The 21,042-nt window shown below is 58.4% G+C and carries 25 protein-coding genes and 1 pseudogene; 10 read left to right on the plus strand and 16 right to left on the minus strand.

The window, feature by feature from the left end; genetic code table 11:
* Positions 1–23: 23 nt before the first annotated feature.
* The 3 genes from OIU37_RS21855 to OIU37_RS21865 all read right to left on the minus strand — a co-directional run bounded on the left by OIU37_RS21855 (position 24) and on the right by OIU37_RS21865 (position 2,262).
* A complete protein-coding gene (locus OIU37_RS21855; protein ID WP_180697336.1) occupies positions 24–1,109 on the minus strand; it encodes a Do family serine endopeptidase in 1,086 nt (361 codons plus the stop codon).
* A gap of 67 nt (positions 1,110–1,176) precedes the next feature.
* Entirely contained in the window at positions 1,177–1,686 is a 510-nt protein-coding gene (locus OIU37_RS21860; RefSeq protein WP_180697335.1) for an Hsp20/alpha crystallin family protein, read from the minus strand.
* Between the two features lie 99 nt (positions 1,687–1,785).
* The gene (locus OIU37_RS21865) at positions 1,786–2,262 is read right to left on the minus strand and encodes an Hsp20 family protein (RefSeq protein WP_180697334.1); all 477 of its coding nucleotides are present in this window, start codon (positions 2,260–2,262) and stop codon (positions 1,786–1,788) included.
* 213 nt (positions 2,263–2,475) lie between these two features.
* On the opposite strand from OIU37_RS21865, the gene OIU37_RS21870 reads away from it, so the two are divergent.
* Complete coding sequence (locus tag OIU37_RS21870) at positions 2,476–2,697, plus strand: hypothetical protein (RefSeq protein ID WP_180697408.1); 222 nt, start codon at positions 2,476–2,478, stop codon at positions 2,695–2,697.
* 28 nt (positions 2,698–2,725) lie between these two features.
* On the opposite strand, the gene OIU37_RS21875 is transcribed toward OIU37_RS21870, so the two are convergent.
* The 6 genes from OIU37_RS21875 to groES are packed head-to-tail and all read right to left on the minus strand — an operon-like array spanning position 2,726 to position 8,881.
* Positions 2,726–4,930: an amylo-alpha-1,6-glucosidase gene (locus OIU37_RS21875; protein WP_180697333.1), complete on the minus strand. Its 2,205-nt coding sequence runs from the start codon at positions 4,928–4,930 to the stop codon at positions 2,726–2,728.
* 16 nt (positions 4,931–4,946) lie between these two features.
* Positions 4,947–6,041, minus strand: coding sequence for a glycosyltransferase family 4 protein (locus tag OIU37_RS21880; RefSeq protein ID WP_264258659.1), 1,095 nt, complete (start codon positions 6,039–6,041; stop codon positions 4,947–4,949).
* Positions 6,042–6,054: 13 nt separating this feature from the next.
* Entirely contained in the window at positions 6,055–6,549 is a 495-nt protein-coding gene (locus OIU37_RS21885) for a hypothetical protein (RefSeq protein WP_246813084.1), read from the minus strand.
* Complete coding sequence (locus OIU37_RS21890) at positions 6,524–6,826, minus strand: hypothetical protein (protein WP_171376644.1); 303 nt, start codon at positions 6,824–6,826, stop codon at positions 6,524–6,526. Before OIU37_RS21890 ends, OIU37_RS21885 begins: the two co-directional genes overlap by 26 nt.
* Positions 6,827–6,885: 59 nt before the next feature.
* Positions 6,886–8,514 carry a chaperonin GroEL gene (gene groL, locus OIU37_RS21895; protein WP_180697331.1) on the minus strand — a complete coding sequence of 543 codons (1,629 nt, stop codon included), beginning with the start codon at positions 8,512–8,514 and terminating at the stop codon, positions 6,886–6,888.
* Positions 8,515–8,566: 52 nt separating this feature from the next.
* Positions 8,567–8,881 carry a co-chaperone GroES gene (gene groES / locus OIU37_RS21900; protein WP_180697330.1) on the minus strand — a complete coding sequence of 105 codons (315 nt, stop codon included), beginning with the start codon at positions 8,879–8,881 and terminating at the stop codon, positions 8,567–8,569.
* Between the two features lie 277 nt (positions 8,882–9,158).
* Here groES and OIU37_RS21905 point away from each other — a divergent pair, with 277 nt between their 5' ends.
* The 6 genes from OIU37_RS21905 to OIU37_RS21930 all read left to right on the plus strand — a co-directional run bounded on the left by OIU37_RS21905 (position 9,159) and on the right by OIU37_RS21930 (position 11,759).
* Positions 9,159–9,431: an usg protein gene (locus OIU37_RS21905; RefSeq protein ID WP_171376647.1), complete on the plus strand. Its 273-nt coding sequence runs from the start codon at positions 9,159–9,161 to the stop codon at positions 9,429–9,431.
* Positions 9,432–9,525: 94 nt separating this feature from the next.
* Positions 9,526–9,816 (plus strand): hypothetical protein, encoded by a 291-nt coding sequence (locus tag OIU37_RS21910; RefSeq protein ID WP_180697329.1) that lies wholly within the window; start codon positions 9,526–9,528, stop codon positions 9,814–9,816.
* Positions 9,817–10,064: 248 nt separating this feature from the next.
* Positions 10,065–10,538: an Hsp20 family protein gene (locus OIU37_RS21915; RefSeq protein ID WP_168317544.1), complete on the plus strand. Its 474-nt coding sequence runs from the start codon at positions 10,065–10,067 to the stop codon at positions 10,536–10,538.
* Between the two features lie 78 nt (positions 10,539–10,616).
* Complete coding sequence (locus tag OIU37_RS21920) at positions 10,617–10,916, plus strand: DUF982 domain-containing protein (protein WP_168317543.1); 300 nt, start codon at positions 10,617–10,619, stop codon at positions 10,914–10,916.
* A 283-nt stretch (positions 10,917–11,199) separates the two neighbouring features.
* Entirely contained in the window at positions 11,200–11,451 is a 252-nt protein-coding gene (locus OIU37_RS21925) for an antitoxin (protein ID WP_117193141.1), read from the plus strand.
* Complete coding sequence (locus OIU37_RS21930) at positions 11,448–11,759, plus strand: type II toxin-antitoxin system RelE/ParE family toxin (RefSeq protein WP_117195859.1); 312 nt, start codon at positions 11,448–11,450, stop codon at positions 11,757–11,759. The genes OIU37_RS21925 and OIU37_RS21930 overlap by 4 nt, the downstream gene beginning before the upstream one ends.
* Positions 11,760–11,902: 143 nt before the next feature.
* Here OIU37_RS21930 and OIU37_RS21935 read toward each other — a convergent pair whose 3' ends face one another.
* From OIU37_RS21935 to OIU37_RS21945, 3 genes are all read right to left on the minus strand, one after another.
* A complete protein-coding gene (locus tag OIU37_RS21935; protein WP_180697327.1) occupies positions 11,903–13,312 on the minus strand; it encodes a PAS domain S-box protein in 1,410 nt (469 codons plus the stop codon).
* A gap of 613 nt (positions 13,313–13,925) precedes the next feature.
* Positions 13,926–14,249, minus strand: a complete 324-nt coding sequence (locus OIU37_RS21940) for an I78 family peptidase inhibitor (protein ID WP_319004753.1) — start codon at positions 14,247–14,249, stop codon at positions 13,926–13,928.
* A 294-nt stretch (positions 14,250–14,543) separates the two neighbouring features.
* Positions 14,544–15,401 carry an NmrA family NAD(P)-binding protein gene (locus OIU37_RS21945; protein ID WP_180697326.1) on the minus strand — a complete coding sequence of 286 codons (858 nt, stop codon included), beginning with the start codon at positions 15,399–15,401 and terminating at the stop codon, positions 14,544–14,546.
* Here OIU37_RS21945 and OIU37_RS21950 point away from each other — a divergent pair.
* Positions 15,372–16,155, plus strand: a pseudogene (locus OIU37_RS21950) (substrate binding domain-containing protein). The gene OIU37_RS21945 and the pseudogene OIU37_RS21950 sit on opposite strands and share 30 nt — an antisense overlap.
* A gap of 76 nt (positions 16,156–16,231) precedes the next feature.
* On the opposite strand, the gene OIU37_RS21955 reads toward OIU37_RS21950, so the two are convergent.
* Entirely contained in the window at positions 16,232–16,558 is a 327-nt protein-coding gene (locus tag OIU37_RS21955) for a helix-turn-helix domain-containing protein (protein WP_180697406.1), read from the minus strand.
* A 229-nt stretch (positions 16,559–16,787) separates the two neighbouring features.
* A complete protein-coding gene (locus tag OIU37_RS21960) occupies positions 16,788–17,240 on the minus strand; it encodes a helix-turn-helix domain-containing protein (RefSeq protein ID WP_093002107.1) in 453 nt (150 codons plus the stop codon).
* A 119-nt stretch (positions 17,241–17,359) separates the two neighbouring features.
* Between OIU37_RS21960 and OIU37_RS21965 the strand changes: the two genes are divergently transcribed.
* The gene (locus OIU37_RS21965) at positions 17,360–18,079 is read left to right on the plus strand and encodes a hypothetical protein (protein WP_180697325.1); all 720 of its coding nucleotides are present in this window, start codon (positions 17,360–17,362) and stop codon (positions 18,077–18,079) included.
* A gap of 48 nt (positions 18,080–18,127) precedes the next feature.
* Positions 18,128–18,862 (plus strand): SDR family NAD(P)-dependent oxidoreductase, encoded by a 735-nt coding sequence (locus OIU37_RS21970; RefSeq protein WP_182208058.1) that lies wholly within the window; start codon positions 18,128–18,130, stop codon positions 18,860–18,862.
* Positions 18,863–19,177: 315 nt separating this feature from the next.
* Here OIU37_RS21970 and OIU37_RS21975 read toward each other — a convergent pair whose 3' ends face one another.
* Together OIU37_RS21975 and OIU37_RS21980 are read right to left on the minus strand one after the other, a co-directional pair.
* Positions 19,178–20,056 (minus strand): NAD(P)H-binding protein, encoded by an 879-nt coding sequence (locus tag OIU37_RS21975; RefSeq protein WP_180697323.1) that lies wholly within the window; start codon positions 20,054–20,056, stop codon positions 19,178–19,180.
* 237 nt (positions 20,057–20,293) lie between these two features.
* On the minus strand, positions 20,294–21,040 hold the full coding sequence (locus tag OIU37_RS21980; protein ID WP_180697405.1) for an SDR family oxidoreductase: 747 nt from the start codon (positions 21,038–21,040) through the stop codon (positions 20,294–20,296).
* Between the last annotated feature and the right edge of the window lie 2 nt (positions 21,041–21,042).

The raw sequence follows: 21,042 nt of genomic DNA on the forward strand, positions 1-21,042 counted from the left end.
GTCGCCCGAGCTGCAACTTTCCATCACGATCCCGCAACGCGTGCTTTGACTGTCTTCTCTGAACTGGGAGTCTTCACAGTAAGCTGGATCTGGGTGCCTGCTGCTGCTAGGCCGATAAAGTTGCGAAGATCCGCCGCTCCTTGCACAGGCCGACCGTTAACGGCTGCGACGACGTCGCCCGGTTTTAGGCCAGCCGCGGCGGCCGGTGATCCAGCCTCGACTGCTGCAATTAGTGCGCCTCGAACATCACCCAGGCCAAGTGAAGCCGCGATGTCTGGATCAAGATCTTGGATTGCGACGCCGAGCCTCCCCCGTTTCACTTCGCCATGCTCGACAAGCTGCGCCATGACAGCTCGGGCGATCTTGCTCGGTACGGCAAAGCCGATACCGATGTTGCCGCCAGCCGGGCTGAGGATCGCTGAGTTGATCCCCGCAAGCCTTCCGTCAAATGTTACCAATGCGCCACCCGAGTTGCCTGGATTGATTGAAGCGTCCGTCTGGATAAAATCCTCATAACCTTCGCGGTTGAGACCGCTTCGGCCAAGCGCGCTGACGATGCCCGATGTAACAGTCTGCCCGAGGCCGAACGGATTGCCGATCGCCACTACATAATCGCCGACGCGCAATGCGTCTGAATCCCCAAAAGGCAACGCTGTCAGATTGCGAGCCGGTATCTGGAGCACTGCGATATCGGTACCCTTGTCGGAGCCGACAAGCTTTGCATCCAGCCGCCTTCCATCCTTGAGCGTCACGAGGATCTTACGGGCAGTGGCGACGACATGGTGGTTCGTCAACACGTAGCCCCGCGTCGCATCGACAATAACCCCCGATCCGGCGCTCAGACGAGGTTCCGCCTGAGGCTTATCCGGAAGGTTGAAGTAGCGTCGAAAATAGGGGTCACTGTACAGCGGGTTATCCTCTTCGGGCGCCTGTGAGACAACCGAGATGTTGACGACTGCCGGCGTTACCTTCTCCAGCATCGGAGCAAGCGTCGGCACGCTGCCGCCGATCCCGGGAACGAACTGCGCCTGCGCGGGAAAGCCGCCAATGAGCAGGGAGACGGTAAAGACGATGATCAATGGCCTGATGAGCCTTACGAACGCAGACATGGTTCTTCCTTCGTTTCTAACAGACTGACGCAGAAAAAAAGCCGGAGGGCTTCCTCCGACTTTTTTCTCAATGTCTGATCGCGATGCGCTTGACCTGTGATTGCGCCTTCTCGTCCTTGGGCAAGGTTACGGTCAGTACACCGTTTCGGAAGCGTGCATCGACCTCGTCTTCCTTGACTTCGACGCCGAGCGGAATGCGGCGCTCGAAACGACCGTAGTAGCGCTCAGTGAACTGGCGATCCTTGTCTTCTGCCTCCGAGCGCTTCTCACCCTTCAAGGTTAGCACGCCGTCATTCAGCAGGACCTCGATGTCCTTCTCTTCGAGGCCGGGTACTTCCGCCGTAATCCTGATCTCCTTGTCAGTGTCGGAGATCTCGACGCTCGGCCAGCCGGAACTGAGGCCAGAGGGGCCCGCAAACGACGGCAACCCGGAGCCGAAGCCGCGGAAGACATCGTCGAACAGGCGGTTTACCTCGCGATGCAGCGACAGGAAGGGATCACGGTCGTCATCGCGCGGAAGACCCGGAACCTGATTGCCATTGCTCCGGCCCCAGGGAATCAAATCACGAACACTCATGTTTCTTCTCCTTATCTTGTGGTTCAGGCGGCAAAGCCTCGCTGCTGGCGCCGAGCATCCCCGGCGCCCTTGGCGGGCATTCGCACTGACGGTGAAGGCTTAAGCCGCTTCCTTGCTGGCTTCGATCTGCTTGGTCTCAGTCGTGGGCAGCGCCTCGCCGGTGCTGATCGCGATCTGTCGCGGTTTCATCTCTTCGGGGATTTCGCGCTTGAGATCGATGGTCAGCAGACCGTTGACGAGGCCAGCACCGACGACCTTGACGTGGTCGGCAATTTCGAACCGGCGCTGGAACGAGCGGCCAGCGATGCCGCGATGCAGATACTGAACATCGTCAGCATTTGCCTTCTGGCCCGACACGAAGAGGATGTTCTGCTCCTGCGTGATCGTCAGTTCGTCCTGCGTGAAGCCCGCCACAGCCATGGCAATGCGATACGCGTCCTCACCGGACTTGACGATGTCGTAGGGCGGCCAGTTGTCGACCGTGTCGGCGCGGCTTGCAGCCTCGAGCACGTTCAGCATTCGGTCGAAGCCGATGCTCGACCGGAACAGGGTAGAGAAATCGAGGTTTGTCCTCATAGCCATATCCTCCTTGTAAGCAACATGGATACAAGGAGGCGCCAAGAGCACATGGCGCCTCCTGGACTTGTTCGATCCCGATTGGGCGATCGGACAATCGTGATATAATTCAGTCGCTTGCAGTTTCAAGAACTTTGGATTTGACCGGTGGAAAAATTGATTTTTTTGTTTGGGCCACCAGATTCCTGCGATGAAACAAAAGGAGCAATGGGTATGACAATGACCTCCGAAGACGTCATCGACATCCTCGGACCTGTCGACGAAACTTTGATAGCTGAAGTGGTGGCGACTGGTGCCAGTCAGGCTGACCTGGCGGAAGCTTTCGCATGGGTCAACAATGACGAAGCGTTGATGAATGAACGACGGCCGCCACCCACGGGCAGAATCGCCTTGTTGGTTGATCTTCTGGTCTCAGACGACGAGGAACTGGACTAGGCAAGACGCCTGTCTGGAAGCGGCTTGCCTAAGCGGTGGTCAATACGCGAACCTCGCCCCGTCGACCGAGGGTGTCTACCACGACGCTGCGTCCCGAGCGGCGTAAGGCAACGTCGGCCCAGCCGTTTCCGACCTGCAGGTGTCGCAGGATCACCTCATCCAGGAACGAGGGCAATTGCGGCTCGTTGAAGCTGATGACCCGGACATTCGGCTCGAAGTCGAGGCCGAGACAGGATTGCAGCAGAAAGAGGGGGGCTGCAGCCGCCCACGCCTGCGGAGAGCAGGATACAGGATAGAAGGTCGGTCCCTGAGCCCGCTGGCGTGGCAGGCCGCAGAATAGTTCGGGAAGACGACGCAAGTCGATATATGTCGAAGAGGCAAAGAGCCCTTCAAAAATGCGCGCCGCCTCAGCCCGGTAGCCATAGCGGGCGAGACCGCTGGCGATCATTGCATTGTCATGTGGCCAAACAGATCCATTGTGATAGCTCATCGGATTGTAGCGTGCCTCGGTGGAGGCGATGGTGCGGATGCCCCAACCGCAGAAGGACGAGGCGCTCATCAGTGTCCTGGCAACCTGGGCGGCTCGCTCTGGATAGGCGATACCGGTGCACAGGGCATGACCGGCATTGGAAGAGCGGACCCTGCAAGGCCGCTTGTTCCCATCGAGCGCAAGCACAAAGGTACCGAGTTCCTCATCGAAGAAACTCGTATCGAAGGCCCGACGAAGGCCTTCCGCCCTTGCCAGAAATTTCGCTGCACGCTCTGGCCTACCCAGCCAGCGGAATATCTCGGCTGCGGACTGCCAGGCGCCGTAGACGTAGGCCTGAACCTCGGCGATAGCGATCGGGCCTTTGGCGAGCGAACCATCGACGTGGAATACCGAGTCGTGACTGTCCTTCCAGGCCTGATTGATTAAGCCTTCTTGCGTCAGCCGCCCGTATTCGACGAAACCATCACCGTCGCGATCGCCGTGCTCGTCGATCCAGGTGAGGGCTGCCTCGATATTCGGTAGAAGGCGATTGATTGTGGCAAGGTCGCCTGTACGCTTCAGGTACTCGCCTGCAAGCAGTATAAACAATGGCGTGGAGTCGATGCTGCCGTAATAACGGCGGAAGGGAACCTCGCCCAATTTGGCCATTTCGCCATAGCGCACTTCGTGCAGGATCTTGCCAGGCTCGGCATCTGCAGCCGGATCGACTTCCGTCGCCTGGTTTGCCGCCAGATGGCCAAGGACACCGCGTGCGATCTGTGGGTCGAGCCACAAGGTTTCGAGCGCGGTGATCAGCGCGTCGCGGCCAAAAACGGTGCTAAACCAGGGGATGCCAGCGTACGGGTACGGGCCTTCGGGCTTGTCGGTCATCAGCATGTAGAGGTCAGAGACGCTGCGCCGCGCCGCTTCGTTGAATATTTCGTTGGAGGTGACGATCGATGCTGCGCGCGAGGAAGAGGAGCGCAATGCACGGCGCGCATCCCGCAGGCCCAGAAAAAAAGACTGGTAGCCGAGAGGCCGGTCGTTGGCCTGGTCGCAGCAGATCTGGATGAACAGCGACCGCGTTTCATGTGGAGCCAGATCAAGATCATAAATGACATGACCACTCCCAAGTTCGTCTGGGCGGGGATCGAAGGACAACTGCGTGACGCGCTTCTGATCGTCGAGGCCGATATAGGAGAGAAGAACGCGATCCTGTTCCATCACGGACGGAAGATGGCGGCCCCTCCTCGCCCTGACGGTTCCGCGAACCTCGAACAGATCGGCGAAGTCCGCCCCGAACGAAATTTCGATACGCACTTGTTGTCGTCGCTCGTCGTAGTTCCTTACGGCCAAGCGCTCGTAACAACCGGCATTCCACAGAAAGCGTGTCCTGCGCATATGAATGAGATCATGCTCAAGTGTGAGCTTCCCCGTCTCATCAAAGAGGTCGGGATTGGTGAGATCGCAGGTCAGCGTCGCATTGTCGTCGCGCAGCGTCGACGAGAGAAGCATCGGGCGCTTACCATTGATCGTCAGATGGAGATGGGAGAGGTACCGCGTGTCCCGATGGAAAATGCCTTCCGGGCTGCCGGGCCCGGAAAGCGCGTCACCATTGTGGTCGAAGACGGCGAATGTGTCGCCGTGCTTCAGGGTGCGCGGCCGTCGCTCCTGCAGCGATGCTGTGGCCGGAATAAAAAACTGCGCGATCGGCGCCTGGCCGCCTGCAGGCGCGGAAGCGTCGTGTACAGAAGCGATCGACATGCTGATGGCCTCCGGATTATGCCACGACCTGCAGATCAAGGTCCTGCCCGTTGGCACGGCGCAGCGGGGCAGCCTTGGTACGAACGCCAGGAAGATTGCGGTAGATGTCCAGATAGTCCCGTGCCATCCGCGCGGCGCTGAAACGCGCCTCGAATGTCGCGCGAACTTTCTTTCGATCCATCTTGAGCGCCCATTCGACGTTCTCGGCCGCGTCGGCCACGCTATCGACGAGGACTCCAGAGACACCGTTGTCGATGACCTCCGGCACAGAGCCGCATCCGAACGCGATGACGGGCGTGCCACAGGCCATCGCTTCGATCATCACCAGTCCGAACGGCTCGGGCCAGTCGATCGGGAAGAGCAAGGCGCCGGCGTTGCCGAGGAAATCGGCCTTCTGATGCTCGTTGATCTCACCGATGAATTCGACATTCGGATGGCGCCTCACCATCGGCTCGATCACCGTCTCCCAGTAGGCCCTGTCGGCATTGTCGACCTTGGCGGCCATCTTCAGCGGCATCCCGACCTTGGTTGCGATTTCGATCGCACGATCCGGCCGCTTTTCCGGTGATATCCGTCCAAGGAAAGCAAGATAGTTGCCCTTGGGCTTTTCCGTGAATGGCAGCAGGTCGAGAGGGAGGCCATGATAGACCGTCCCCGACCAGTTGACCGGCGGCATTGGGCGGCGCTGATCATTGGAGATCGACACCAGCGGGATATCGGGAAAAGCGGAGTAGAAGGGCTTGAGGTCCGGCAGGTCAAGACGGCCGTGCAGCGTCGTGACCGTCCGGTCGGCAAACTCCCGGATCAGCGGGAAATGCAATAGATCGATGTGGAAGTGCAGCACATCGAATTTGTGCGCCCGCCGGCGAATTTCATCCAGCATCACAACCTGATGCGGCAGGTGATCTTTGACGGCAGGATTAAGACGGAGCGCCACATCTGAGCACGACACGAGCTTCGCCGCGGTGATCGAATCTCCGCTGGCAAAAAGTGTGACGTCGTGACCTTGGGCGACGAGTGCGTCGGTGAGATAGGAAACAATGCGCTCGGTTCCACCATAAAGCTTGGGCGGAACGCTTTCGGCGAGCGGTGCGATCTGAGCGATCTTCATCGGCAAAACCTCCTCAGTTGAGCAAAGAGTCGACGGTAAAAATCATGTTCGCGTCCTCCAGAGGCACGCGGCAGGTGCGAAGTCGTCTATATCTCGAATGGTTGTTGGCGACGGGCTCCTTCCGATAGCTGCACAGACCAAGGCCGCCAAACCGATGCGATTGAACTCGGCGACGACGGCACCTGTGATTGTCTTGGTTACTGGATGTGTCCTGCTTTCCGGGTAGCCTATCAGACCGGTCCAACGTCTTCAGCGCTTCGATGATCTCGTCATAGGAGACGGCCTTGTCCGTACCGGGATAAAGGCGAAGGGCCGGAATAGATTCGATGGCGAAGATGTCGGATGCCCACGACGCAAGAATGGCGCGTTTCTCGTCCCTGCCGATTTCGTCGGCCGCAAGAACGTCGCGCGGATGACCAAAATGTTTGCCCGGATGCAGCAGATGAGCGGCGCTGATTGCTGCTACGGCCCCGTTCTGGCTGTTACTGCTGTTGATGTCCTCTCTCATTTTCTGGCTCCATGGATAAATCGATGGCACCTGGGTTGATGTTCCGCAGCTCACCGGAAAGCACGTCCCGCTCTCCACGGGATGCCGGTATGTCGGCGATCGTCATTGCCTCTGACAGAAGGACGTCGCGGTCTCGCAGTCCCCTGTTGAACAATCTGGCGACTGTTGTCGTCAGCGCTCCGACGGAGGCCGGGTCACCCGTTATCCTTTTGGCTCGGGCAATCTCTTTGACGACGCCGGCGCAAAGGCGTGCGTCTTCTTTCGATGGCAAGCTCATACACACTCCACAATTGGCTCGCCCCATGGCGGTTGGGGCGAGCCTTGCCGATTGCTTTTTTAGAAATCCATGCCGGCACCAGCCGGCAGGGCGGGAGCGGCATCCTTCTTGGGCTTTTCGGCGATCATCGCCTCGGTCGTCACCAGCAGACCGGCGACCGAGGCCGCATCCTGGAGTGCGGTCCGCACGACCTTGGCCGGATCGATGACGCCCTGAGCATAGAGATCACCATAGTCGCCGGTCTGGGCGTTCCAGCCATAGGAGAAATCGGCTTTCTCACGCAGCTTGCCGACGATGACGGAGCCTTCGGCACCGGCGTTTTCGGCGATCTGGCGCACGGGGGCTTCGATAGCGCGCCGGACGATCTCGATGCCGACCTTCTGGTCCTGGTTGGCGGTTGCAAGATTGTCGAGTGCCTTGACGGCGCGCAGAAGGGCAACGCCACCGCCCGGCAGGATACCCTCTTCGACGGCCGCGCGGGTTGCATGAAGGGCGTCATCAACGCGATCTTTCTTTTCCTTGACCTCGACTTCCGTCGAGCCGCCGACGCGGATAACGGCGACACCGCCGGCGAGCTTGGCAAGCCGCTCCTGCAGCTTTTCGCGGTCGTAGTCGGAGGTGGTCTCCTCGATCTGCGCCCGGATCTGGGCAACACGGCCGTCGATCTCGGCCTTGGAACCAACGCCATCGATGATCGTCGTGTTTTCCTTCTCGATCGCCACCTTCTTGGCGCGGCCAAGCATGTTGAGCGTGACATTCTCCAGTTTGATGCCGACGTCCTCGGAGATGACAGTGCCGCCGGTCAGGATGGCAATGTCTTCGAGCATCGCCTTGCGGCGGTCGCCGAAACCCGGCGCCTTGACGGCAGCGATCTTCAGACCACCGCGCAGCTTGTTGACGACCAGCGTCGCCAGCGCCTCGCCTTCGACATCTTCAGCGATAATGAGGAGCGGCTTGCTCGACTGAACAACCGCTTCGAGGACCGGCAGCAGGGACTGCAGGTTCGACAGCTTCTTTTCGTGAATGAGGATATAGGGGTCCTCGAACTCGACTCGCATCTTGTCCTGGTTGGTGACGAAGTAGGGGCTGAGATATCCGCGGTCGAATTGCATGCCTTCGACGACTTCGAGCTCGGTCTCGGCGGTCTTGGCTTCCTCGACGGTGATGACGCCTTCGTTGCCGACCTTTTCCATCGCTTCAGCGAGATACTTGCCGATCTCCTCGTCGCCGTTGGCCGAGACAGTGCCGACCTGGGCGATTTCGGAATTGCTGGTGATCTTGCGCGCGTTGGTCTTCAATTCTTTGACGACAGCGTCGACGGCAATATCGATGCCGCGCTTGAGGTCCATCGGGTTCATGCCCGATGCAACGGCCTTGGCGCCCTCCTTTACGATTGCCTGGGCGAGAACAGTTGCGGTGGTGGTACCGTCGCCGGCAAGATCGTTGGTCTTCGATGCCACTTCGCGCAGCATCTGTGCGCCCATGTTTTCGAACTTGTCTTCCAGTTCGATTTCCTTGGCGACCGAAACACCGTCCTTGGTAATGCGCGGCGCGCCGTAGGACTTGTCGATGACAACGTTGCGGCCCTTTGGGCCGAGCGTGACCTTCACGGCGTTGGCAAGGACATCGACCCCACGCAGCATGCGTTCACGGGCATCGGTGTTGAATTTGACTTCTTTCGCAGCCATTTGTTCACTCCTTCAATAGGCAGCTTTTTGACTGATGCGCGGTAATGCGTGATTACGCGGCCCGCTTCTGCTCGGCCTGAGCTTCGATAATGCCCAAGATGTCGCTTTCCTTCATGATCAGCAGGTCTTCGCCGTTGATCTTGATTTCGGTGCCGGACCATTTGCCGAACAGAATGCGGTCGCCAGCCTTGACGTCGAGCGCCTGGATCTGGCCGGCCTCGTTGCGGGCGCCAGGGCCGACGGCGACGACTTCGCCTTCCTGCGGCTTTTCCTTGGCAGTGTCAGGGATGATGATCCCGCCCTTGGTCTTTTCTTCGGATTCGACCCGGCGGACAAGAATACGATCATGAAGCGGTCGGAACGACATGTTTTCCTCCATTGGACAAAAAAGATGACGCAAAATCCCCTACCGGACCGGGCGACCAATCCGGACGGTGCGAAACCTCACTCGAGCGTTCGCGGGGAAAATTTATTTTCGGGATTTTTTGATTTCAAGAGAGGCGGGAGAAAAAATTAGCACTCGATGCCGTTGGCTGCTAACATGCTGGAAAGGAACAATAAACGGCATCGAATGGTTTAGAAAATCGTTGCTGCCTGCATGATTTTGCGCCACCTTTGGCAGTGTCATGAAACGGAGATGAAGCATGCAATTCTCATCGAATCTGGAGTGTCAGCTCAACGGCTACGGTCTCACCACAGCGCATATCCTCTACCGGATTCCCGATTTCGAATCCGTCCTGCAAACATACGTTTGGCAGGACTACGATCTCGCTCCTGATTTTCCCGAAATGCGCAAGTTCCTGGACTTCTGGCGCGACAGCCTCGACGGACCGCTGCACTCCGTCCGCTATACACACCAGCGTCTGATCGGACCGAACGAATTGCGACGTGTTGAGGGCGAGTTCAAGCTTCACTGAACTCTTGAATTTGATTTTTCCGCTTCCTAGCTCATCGACCGCCCGAGACGTTAAACTCGGTGTGTGCGCCGTTTGTGTATGGAGTGACACCTGCATGGAAGAGAATATCGACATCATCAAGAGCGTTGGCATCGATGAACGCGAAGAGATCATCGTCGACTTTGCCCGGTGGCTCGAGACCGCCTCAAAAGAAGCGCTGGTCTACGGAGAAGGAAAGTTCGCAATGATGTCCGCCCGCATGGCAGAAGCAATGCAGGTCAATGCCGACGAGCTTGCTCGCGATAATCCTGAAAAGACCGAACGTGTGCTGCAGCAGGCCAGCGCGATGATGGCGCAGTTCAAGGCTGCATATCCTCACCGGGTTATCAGTCGATCTGTCCACTGACGGGGCGATGAGGCAGACTTGTCGGCGCGTAGATAGGCTGGGGCGTTTCACCTGCAAAAATGCGAGCGGATGAAGTCGAAAATCGTCCGATCTTACTGGGGACGAAATTTTTCGCGCCACGGATCTTGAATCCAAAATTTTCAAAAACCAAATCGTTTTTCGCCAGTTGCTGAAGATAGAGCTGGCCTTGCTGGAAGCGCCGTATTTCGGCGCTTCGGTATCCATGTTGCTTCACGGAGGATATGGCTATGGCAACATCTTACGACTATGCACCGCTGTTCCGCTCGAGCGTCGGCTTCGATCGGGTCTTTAATCTTCTCGAAAACGCGCAGCGCGCCCGCTCGATCAGCGACTGGCCGCCCTATGACATCGTCAAGATAGGCGATGACAGCTATAGAATTTCCATTGCTGTGGCGGGCTTCACCCAGGACGACCTCGACATCACCTTCCAGTCCAACCTGCTGACTGTCACCGGCAAGAAGCAGGAGGCCTCTGTCGATGCCTACCTGCATCGCGGCATCGCCGGGCGCCCGTTCGAGCACCGGTTCGAGCTTGCCGACCATGTGCGGGTGAACGGCGCGGATCTGAGCAATGGTCTTCTGTCGATCGATCTACTCCGGGAGATCCCGGAGGCCCTGAAACCGAGGAAGATTTCGATCCAGAGCACTCCTGCCTTAACATCGGTCGCTCCGGCTCAGATCGAAGCGCAGAAGGCGGCTTGATCGTTAAGTTCATCCAGTGAGTCAGGGGCGCCATTGCAGTGGCGCCCGTCAGCATTCCGGGTTGGGAAGGAGAGAGCGATGAAACCCGACATGTTTAGAGAACCGGTCACCATCCTCGTCGGTATGGGCTTCCCTGCGGAGGTCTGCGGCGTACTAGATGCATACCGACACCTGGTCGAATGGCCGGTATCGTTCAGAGACGCGGCGCATTCGGTTGCCCTGAAAGCATGCCAGGCGGCACTTCGTGGCGAGATCGAAGCAGAAACGGCGCGCGGCCTCTTCGCAGCATTTGCGGCGAAGCATGATTTGATGGCTCCCGAAACGTCAGCGATTGCTGCCTCTCGCATGCGACGCGACCGCGATCCCCGCGTGCAATGAGGTGATGTCATGGAAAACGCCATTTTGCAGCAGGCGGTCGACCCTGCAGTTACCATGGTGTCGTTTGGCAGTTAACCGTGAGATTGCGGTCGTTGTTTTCCCATTTGGCACTTAATTTGAGATTCTATCGGCCGAGAATCTCAAATTAAGTGCAACTGTGACGACCCAAGCGGCTGACGAGAACAAGCAGATCCCTCCAAGCGACATCGGATCAGAGGTATCGGCGATGGCCACATACCCACATATGTGTTAATGTGGGTTTCCCAGTTCAGGAGCACGTTAGATGAGCCGATTGACGATCGACATAACGGACCAACAACATCAAAGCCTAAAGGCGCTGGCCGCTTTGCAGGGCAAGACAATCAAGCAGTATGCACTTGAGCGCCTCTTTCCCGGTGACACAGATGGAGAACGAGCCTGGGAGGAGTTGAAGACGTTGATGAACACGCGCGTCAATGAGGGGCTCGCCGGAAGACTGTCGACCAAAACCGTAGGTGAGATCCTCGACGAGGAGATTGCCGAGGGTCGTGCTTGACGGCCTACATTCTTACCGCGGAGGCGGAATCGGATCTACGTTCGGTAATCCGCTATACACGTGCGCAATGGGGTGCTGCCCAGGTACGCCGCTACGTCTCGGGTTTGGAGCGAGGTATCGCAAACCTTGCCGAGGGCAAAGGTCCTTTCAAGGATATGAGCGCGCTTTATCCGGCGTTACGAATGGCGCGATGCCAACACCACTACGTCTTTTGTCTGCCTCGAGAGGATGCGCCCGCCCTCATCGTGGCGATTCTTCATGAACGAATGGATCTCATGAAGCGTTTGGTTGATCGTCTGAACGAATGATGTTTGGACGGAGGCGAGATTACCTGAGCGCAAGACCGACAAATCGTTGTTATCGCGTGGTCAAAAAGGGGGGTCGCCAGTTCTGATCCCTTCAAGAGCATGCAACCCGCTCGTCGCGAAAACGGTTATCAGCGGCCTAGACCTCATTGACAAACATCGACGATAGGCGACCCCTTCGCTGGCCCGAAGCCGTGATTAAGCGTGAGCGACGACAAGGCTATTTCAAAATCACAGACAAACCCGGTATGGGCATAGTCCGCTACAACACATCCTCCCAGTTCTGACGTCGTTACCGCCTTTATAAGGCGAGATCCGAAGCCCTGGCGCGATGGAACCGTAACCGCAGGGCCGCCGCGCTCCTCCCATAGCAGTTTGAGCACGGGCTTGGCAGTTTCACTGCTGTTGGCGACAAACCATCGAAGAAATACCTGACCGCCATCCACGGACAGGGCTCCGTATTTGGCCGCGTTGGTCCCAAGCTCGTGGAGGATCAGACTCAACGGAAGGACCGCGCGGGCACTGACGCAGACCGGGTCGCCTTCAATCTGGACGCTGTCTTCGCGATAGGGAGACATCGCTTTGCGGACGATGTCATGCAAGCTCGCGTTTTCCCAGTTGGAGATCGTCAGGAGATCGTACGCCCTGGCCAATGCTTCTAATCTGGCCTGAAGCACCGCCTCCTGACTGTCCGGGACCACCGGACCTAGCGTCTGGCGAACCACCGCGTTGACCGTTGCAAGCACATTCTTCACGCGATGTGTCAGCTCACCGACCAAAAGGTTCTGCAGCCGCTCTGCCTCCTTTCGTTCGCTGATGTCTCGTGCAATCTTGGAGGCGCCGACGACATATCCATTCTCGTCGTAAACCGGCGATACCCTCAGCGAGACATGTACCTCCGTGCCGTTTTTGTGTCGTCGCCTCGTCTCGTGCGGCTGTACGTGCCCGCCGGCTTTGATGCTGTCGATGATGATATTTTCTTCATCAACGATGTCAGTCGGGAGGATAATTGTGGCCGGGCTTCCGATAGCCTCCTCGGCAGAGTATCCATAGAGCTTTTCGGCGCCCCGGTTCCAGCTGCGTATGTTCATGCCAAGGTCTATGCTGATGATCGCATCATCGGAGGAAGCAATGATCGCTGCAAGCTGACGCACCTCCTCCTGGGCTCGCTTCCGTTCCGTCACATCGATAGTGACCGTCACGGCCTGTGTTATCTTGCCGCTGTCGCTCCGTATAACGGAGACCGAGTTGGACACCCATACAAGAGTGCCATCCCGTCGGATGTATCGTTTCTCGATGTCGAAGCTACTGCCGGTCTCCACCATCCGATGGAACTGCGCGAGGTTCCCGGGTAGGTCTTCCGGATGCGTGATATCCTGCATGCGCATCTTGAGGAGTTCTGGCTCCGAGTACCCGACGATCTCGCAATATCTTTGATTGACGGTGACGAAACTGCCATCGAGATCGGTCAGGGCGATGCCGCCCGTCGTCTGGGCAAAAATCGCTTTCAACCATGCGTTACTCTGTGTCAATCCAGCCCCCGCATTGGCACCCATCACGCTGTCGGAAGCATGAATGCCTACACAGCCTGATCTAACTCCGATATCCGAGACACCGGGTCAAGCCCGCGACACGCTGGATGCGGCTCGGACCTTCCAGAATTACGAGCGCTGATATCGACGTCTTCCGCTTGTGGGCCTGCATAGAGAACCGAAGCACGTGCCGATGGTCCGGTTCTGCATTGCGCGAGGGTGTCAATGTTTGCTCCCACCATGAGCTGTCCTCTGCTCGAAGGAACACTTGAGTCACTGCACCTTTTTCCACGCGACGCCCAAAGACCCCGAGATGGCCAGCGTCGTGTGAGTACCGACAGCTTGAGGCGGAAGATGGCGAACGCCGTCAAGCGGTTTCCTGCCTCGGTGAATTAGTTCAACCCTCGCACTTACGAAGGCGCGGCAAGCAGCCGAATGGTGCCGAGGAGCAGGCCGAGCAGACGCAGTTCGACAGCGACAAGGCTACAAGTCTGCCGTGCCGTCGACGTTAAAGCGCACCCGCGAACCACTCTCAGAGGGCCTTCCCTGATTGCCCCAGCAATGAAACCAAACGGCCGGCCTCTTGACCAGGCGCCCGGCCATTCTCCATAGGAGCGCCCCAAGATCTTCCACATTCTTAACCGCAGGTCGCCGCCACCACGCGGCCGGAGGTCGGATTGGTCTCGAGAGTCACCCTGGTATCTCGGAGATCATGGGTGACGGCCTGACCGGGTGCAATTTGGCGGACGATGGTCGCTCCGGTGCGTTGCTTAGCTTCCTCGTCGCTCGGCTTTGGTTGCCCGACCAGCGCCCGTGTGGCTACTGGATCGCACCGACCTTGGGGAACCTCAGAGCCTGCGGAGCAACCCACCAAGGCCAAAACGGTGCTGAGGGAGACAAGAATAGGCGTAGCACGGAGAGCAGATTTCATTGACTTGTGCTTCTTTCGTCGACGACACATACGACCTGCGAATTGCCGTAGGCTAGTTTGCGAGGCGGAGCATTGGAAAATTCAATGCAGGTATAAGCCACCTGAACGGGCGGTTCGAGTCCTTTCAAGGCGGATACGACTGACATCCAGGCAGATGAGTACACGGTTTGCGCATCTGCCTGGAAGATGTGGATGAGCTATTCCGTCCGACCGGCTAGGCAACTCCCAAACCTGATTGAGGATCTTTGCCGCAACCGCTACCCCGTCCTGCGGTAGAAGACGATAGCAGGTTTCAGGAGAGGTCCGACAACTGCGGCCTTTTCATCAACTGCGGTCGACCAGCGCACAGATAGCGGTTTTGAAGGTGGTCTCGCCCTTGAGGGATGCGGCCTCGCCTGCCTCAAACTCGATCCAGCCTTCGTTGAAACCATCGAGCATACGCATCCGAGGTCTAGGGTTCTGCATGCCCTGGCTGCGGAACATGCCCTCCCACGCATCCCGTTCGATCTTCTCTGCACGCACAGGACGGCTAAGCACCGTGGAAAAGGCTTCGGCCATCTGCAGCGGCGTGATGCGGTAGGGACCTTCGAGTTCAACGATGCGCTTGCCAGTCCATTTCTCCTGCAACATTTCGGCAGCGACCGTGCCCACATCACGAACAGCCACCATTGGAACGGGCTTGTCGAGCGGCTGCAGGAAGCTTGGCATCACACCATCTCGCGCTGCGGCGACGTCCCACGCCGAGTTCTCCATGAACCAGGCGCGAAGAAAGGTAACAGGCATTGATAGCTCGGACAGAGCCTGCTCGACGAGCCCTAGTTGTGTCAGTAGATTTTCTTCCTTTGCCTGAGCGCCGATCGTCGAAAGGCAGACTACCTTCCTCGGCGCCGCTTTCACCAGGGCCCTCTTCAAGGCTTCGATGACAAGCTTCACCTGCGGAAAACCAGGAGCGGGATCGAAGGTCGGAGGGATCAGCAGGAAAACAGCTTCCACGTCTGCAAAACCGGCAGCAAGCGCCGCTGCATCCGTCATCTCGGCAATGGCGATCTCTGCGCCGCGTTCACGCCAGCTTCCTGCTTTTTCCTCATTTCGCATGACGGCTCGAAAGGGCAATCCGCGCTCCAGCAATTTCGCGCCGACCACTGCGCCGACCTGGCCTGTTATTCCGGTTACAGCAAACATGTTCGACTCGACCGGACAACGCGATCACTGCGGCTGACCGATGGCGGTGCGCGTTTCTACGAGCAGGTGGTGCCGCTGCTTGGCGGGATCGAGGAAGCGGCCGCCTATGTCGCCGGAACGACGCAGGCGGTGCGCGGGCGGCTGCGAGTCAATGTCGATCCTTATTTTTCCCGGCTGATCCTGGGGCCGAAGCTCGGCATCTTTCTCGACCGCTATCCGAACTTGAAAATCGAGATAGTGACACGCAACGACATCGGTGATCTCGTTGCGGACGGCATGGATGTGGCGGTGCGCTTCGGGGAGATCCCGGCGAAGAGCTCGCTGATTGCCCGGCAACTTTTTCGCACGCGGGTCATCACGGTCGCAGCGCCCTCCTATCTCGAGAAACATGGCACGCCGAAGCTGCCCGCGGACCTCGCTGACCACACCTGCATCCAGTATCAGGATCCGCTGACTGGAAAGCCCTTCGAATGGGAGCTGCGGCGCGGTAAGAAGGTGGTGCCGATCGAGACTCGGGGCCCGCGTCCTTGTCAATGATGCCGGCACGACGCTCGCCACCTGCCTTGCCGGGATCGGCATAGCCCAAGTCTTCTCGCTCGGCATGACGCCCTATCTCGACAGCGGGCAGCTGGTCGACCTTTATCCGGACTGGCCGGACGAGACCTTCCCGCTGCACTGCTTTTATCCCTCCCGCCATCATGTGCCGGCCAAGGTCCGCGCCTTCATCGATTTCTGCGTCGAAATCATCGGCTGAGGCATGGATACGCGATACGCTGCTGCCCCACAGGCGATCAATCAGTTACTGCGCTGCAAGCCGACCTTTACTATAATCAGGCGGTGACCCGCGTGTTATTCCAGGCGAGGGATCGGCCGTCTGCCGATCGGATTTCGAGCCTGGCGACTGGCGCACCGTTCTCTCGATCCACCAAGGAAGAACGCTTTTCACCGCCACCGAATAGGTGGTCTTCCCCCCATTGCCTGAGGGCGGCGATGACAGGGAATAAGTCTCGCCCTTTCTCCGTCAGAAGATATTCTCGATAAGCCGTTCCATCGGAGGCTGGCGCGGTGTCGAATATGCCTCGTGACACAAGGTGACGCAGTCGTGTCGACAACACGCCCTTGCTAATGCCGCTTAAGTGGGATGGCGCTCGCCTTATGGATTGGTAGCCTCTTCCTAGCGAGCCTCAACCGATAAGGCGGCGCATTGGAGTGCTCAGGACTGAGAGCATCCTCCACTCGACTTGACGCTGCGGCCAGCGCGGAGCTCCGCCCCGCCCGATCTCCCCTTCCTGGATTGCACGGAGCTCCACCTTCTCGAGGCGAAGATCGCTGAGCTTCGGCCGACCTTGTGGCCGCGCGGCCAGAACGTCGCGCTGGCAGATCGACTCAGTCATGGATGCTCCTCACCTGAAAGTCACGCGGCCCGAGAGTGCGGCCGTCCTGTGCGGTAAGCTGTAAGCGGGCCAGAGTGTGGCCATTTTCTCTGTCCACCATGTCGAACTTCAACTCGCCGGCTTCGAAGCAGTTTTCCTCCCCCCACTGCCACAGAGCTACAACAATCGTCGCCAGCCGTTCGCCTTTTGGCGTCAAGACATAGCGGTGGCTGAGGGTCGAGGCGGGGTCCGGCTCGATGGTGAATATACCGTCTTCCGTGAGCTTCTTGAGACGGGTCGAGAGGATATTCTTCGCCAGGCCCAGGTTCTTCTGAAACTCGCCGAACCGTTCGAGGCCGTGAAAGGCGTCGCGCACGATCAGAAGCGACCACCAGTCGCCGATTACGCCCAGCGACCGCGCAATTCCGCAATTCGCATTTCTCAGGTCTGTCCGCTTGCCTCTCACTTAAAATCTCCGAAGGCTTCAATATCAGTTGCAAAGTTAAACCAAAACGGTTTATGAGTCGATAGGTTGCAAAGTTAAACCGTTCGGCAGGCCTTGCCGGCTAGGTTGGGAGACATTGAATGAGTGATTTATTGGACCAGGCAATCGCGGCGCACGGCGGCTGGGAGCGTTGGGAGCAGATCAGCGAGTTGAACGCGCATATCCGGGTGGGTGGTGCTATCTGGCATGTGAAGGGGTGGCCGGACGTCTACGCCGACATTCATGCCTCCGCGTCGACGCGTCGACCGCATACGGAATTCAGCCCCTTCTTAAAGGCTGGTCAACGATGCGTATGGGAGCCGAACCGCACTGTGATCGTCGTTGACAGCGGAGAGGTGGTCGAAGAGCGCGTCTCGCCCAGGTCGTTCTTCGGGGGGCATACGATACCGACGCCATGGGATCAGCAGCATCTGATCTACTTCACTGGCTATGCGATGTGGACCTATTTGACGACGCCTTTTCTCTTTAAACTCCCTGGTTTCAAGACGGAAGAAGTCGAGCCTTGGGACGAGGATGGCGAGACCTGGCGCCGGTTAAAGGTGACGTTCCCAGCGAACGTACCCAGCCATTCCACCGAGCAAACTTTCTATTTTGACAACAGTGGGCTGCTGCGTCGTCAGGACTACAGTGTCGAGATCATGGGGGGGACGACCAGCGCCAACTACGCAAGTGATTACCAGGCGTTCGATGGCCTCGTCTTTCCGACAAAACGGCGCGTCTACACCGCTGGGGCGGACAATCGACCGATCCTGGGCCGCGTCGCTGTCGCGATCGACATCCTCGCTATCGACGCAGCCTAAGCCGGCTGGCGACCTTCCAGCCATGTAACTCTATCGATGGAGGCTTAGGTGATTGACCTGCAGAAGAGTGCATTAGTGGTCGGTGTCGGAGCGGTTGCCGGGCTCGGAGCCGCCTATGGGAGACGCTTTGCCATGGCTGGATATCGTGTCCTTCTCGCCGGCCGATCTCCTGACAAGGTCGAAACGGCAGCGGAAGACATTCGCAGCCGCGGTGGACAGGCTCGTTCGATCATCGGCGATGCCAGCATCGAGGCAGACGCGATTAAATTCGCATCTGCAGCCGAGGATTGGGCGCCCTTGGAAGTGGCTGTGCACAACGCTGGGACAAACCGGCGTGATTCGTTCCTTGAGCTTGAGGTTGCAAATCTTGAGCAGCTTTGGCGTGAACATACACTCGGCGCTTTCTTGACCGGGCGCGAAGCTGCGCGACGGATGGTCCCCCGTGGCCAAGGAACCATCTTGTTCACGGGCGCAACCGGCTCGTTGCGTGGCAAAGCACTGTTCGCCGCGTTCGCCGCCGCTAAGGCAGGGGTGCGAGCGCTCTCCCAGAGCCTGGCACGCGAGGTCGGCCCCAAAGGCATCCATGTGGCGCATCTGATCATCGATGGCGGGATCAATGGCGATCGGCTGCTGCGGTCAATGCCGAATTTGCGCGGGGAGCGGGGTGAGGACGGCCTACTCCTGCCAGACCATATCGCCGACACCGCCTTCCTTGTGCACCAGCAGAAGCGCTCCGCCTGGACACAGGAGACCGACCTTCGTCCCTGGTCGGAGATCTATTGAGTGAGTGTGAACGGACCGCACTTGAGGCCTTGCGCAAAGTTGCACGCTTACCCGGAGGCAGAACAAGATAAGTGCGAAATCGTACGCCAATCAAATTCGTCTATATTTTCCGTAGTTTGTCGCCTGTACTGAATATGAAATTTTAAGGTGAAATGCTTTTATGATCCAGTTTTGGGAACGAATATCGATCTCGAACGTCACTTCCTCGGCTAAACCTACGATTTCACACTTATCTTGTTCTGACCCCGTCATGATCTTGTCCCTGAAGCGGGTGGCCAGAGGCGATCGCTGTCCACCCCTGCCCGGGCGACGCGATCATGCTTTCGGAATGAATGGCCGGAGAGCGTCCACCAATTCCGTAGATCCGTGGCGAACCTCCCCGGCGTTTGGCTCAATGTCAACTAGCCCGCCCTTGTTCTTGGCGTCGTTCGATTTGATGAGAAGGTCCGCCAAACTCGCAGGCATACCCTTCGCGAAGATTCCTTCCCACTGCGACCGAGGAACAGGCCGCGCGCGGACTGTCTTGCCCGACAGCTCGCTCAGCGCCGTTGCCACGTCAGCAGCGCTATATCGGCGTGGCCCCTCCGCATGGATAATCACCAGCGGTTTCTCCCATTCCGGTAACAGCAACAGATTTGCGGCGATCACGCCGAGGTCCCGCGCGGAGATCGTCGGCTGTTCCATGCCAACCGGGTCCTGGAACGACGGCAGCACGCCCGATTGGATGGCATCGGGGATGCTGCGTGCCCAGTTGTGCATATGCTCGGCTGATCGCAGGATCAGTATATGGCTTTGAAGCCCGCGTAGCCCCGCCTCGAACTCATGAAAGACACTCGGCATGCCGATGTCGTCGGCGACGTGAGCGCCATAGTCAGAAATCGCCAGAACTTGCTTAGTGCGCGTCTGAGAAAGAGCCGCGACAAGGCTTTCGGCCGATCGGCACATATCTTCGGCAGGGTCTGCCACTTGGGGCCGTAAGGGCAGGATGACCTGCACGGCGTCTGCGTCGCCGATCGCGCTGGCGAGCGCTGCGGAGTCCTGAAGGTCCGCCGCAGCGACCTCACATCCGATCTCACTGAGCCGTGCAGCCTTTGCCGCATCGTGAAGGATCGCCCTGACAGGGACGCCCGCGTCACGCAGCGCTTTTGAAGTTGAATAGCCGACGTTGCCCGCGGCTCCGATAATTGCGAACATGCTGGTCTCCTTAATGTGAGACACCAGCCTTAAGAAACCGGCGGTCATGCTTCGCACATAATCAGCCGGGGGTTTGCAAATTCAGTCAGATTTTGTGCGTGTTCAGTTAATTTTATCAGGCGTCAGCCGAGAACCCGGCGCAGCCTCGTCGCCATATGACTTTGGTAAGAGAATCCGAGACTGTTCGGATGTTGAATAGAGAGAACGGCAAACAGCCGTTCTCCAGCGCCAAATTGGTCAGTGGTTGATGATGGCGAAGGTCGACGCGTAACGGTCTTCGCGCTCGGCCTGAACGAAGAACAGGGCTCGCTCGACGAGAACCCTGTCGGAACCGGGCTCAGCTTCCAGCAATCTCATGGTTTCCGAGATGTAGTCCGCAAGCGGCATTGCGTTGGGATCAACGGCCTGCGCCGCGCCCATTAGCTCCGTTTGCACGTAAGGCGGAACCAGCTCGGTAAGCTGGACGCTGCTGCCCTTCAGTTGGGCGCGCAGGGTCTGGGAATAGGAGTGAATAGCCGCCTTGGTCGCGCAATAGGTGGGCGTGAGGGCCAGGGGCACATAGGCGAGGCCAGAGGAAACCATGAAGATCGCAGCGGACGGTTTTGCCGTCAGGTGGGGCAGAAGAGCAGCGTTCAGCCAGATCGGGCCTAGAAAGTTGGTGGTAATGGTCGCTTTTGCCGTGTCGGTCTCGCCGGACTTCAGGTCTTCCGCGCGCATAATGCCAGCGTTGTTGATGACCACATTGAGGTCCGGGAACTCCGCGACGATCTCCTGCGCGAAAGCCTTGATCCTGGCGGGATCGTCAACGTCAAGCTCACGGCTGACAATGCCCGGATTTGCTTTTTCGACAGCGCTCAGCTTGCTGGCGTTTCGGCCAGTGATGATGACTTTATTGCCCTTGGCATGGAACGCCTCGGCAAGGGCGCGGCCGATCCCACTGCCGCCGCCCGTGATCAAGATGGTATTGCGTGTGATAGAAAACATTC

The sequence above is a fragment of the Rhizobium sp. BT-226 genome (genome assembly GCF_025847085.2).
Lineage (GTDB): Bacteria > Pseudomonadota > Alphaproteobacteria > Rhizobiales > Rhizobiaceae > Rhizobium > Rhizobium sophorae.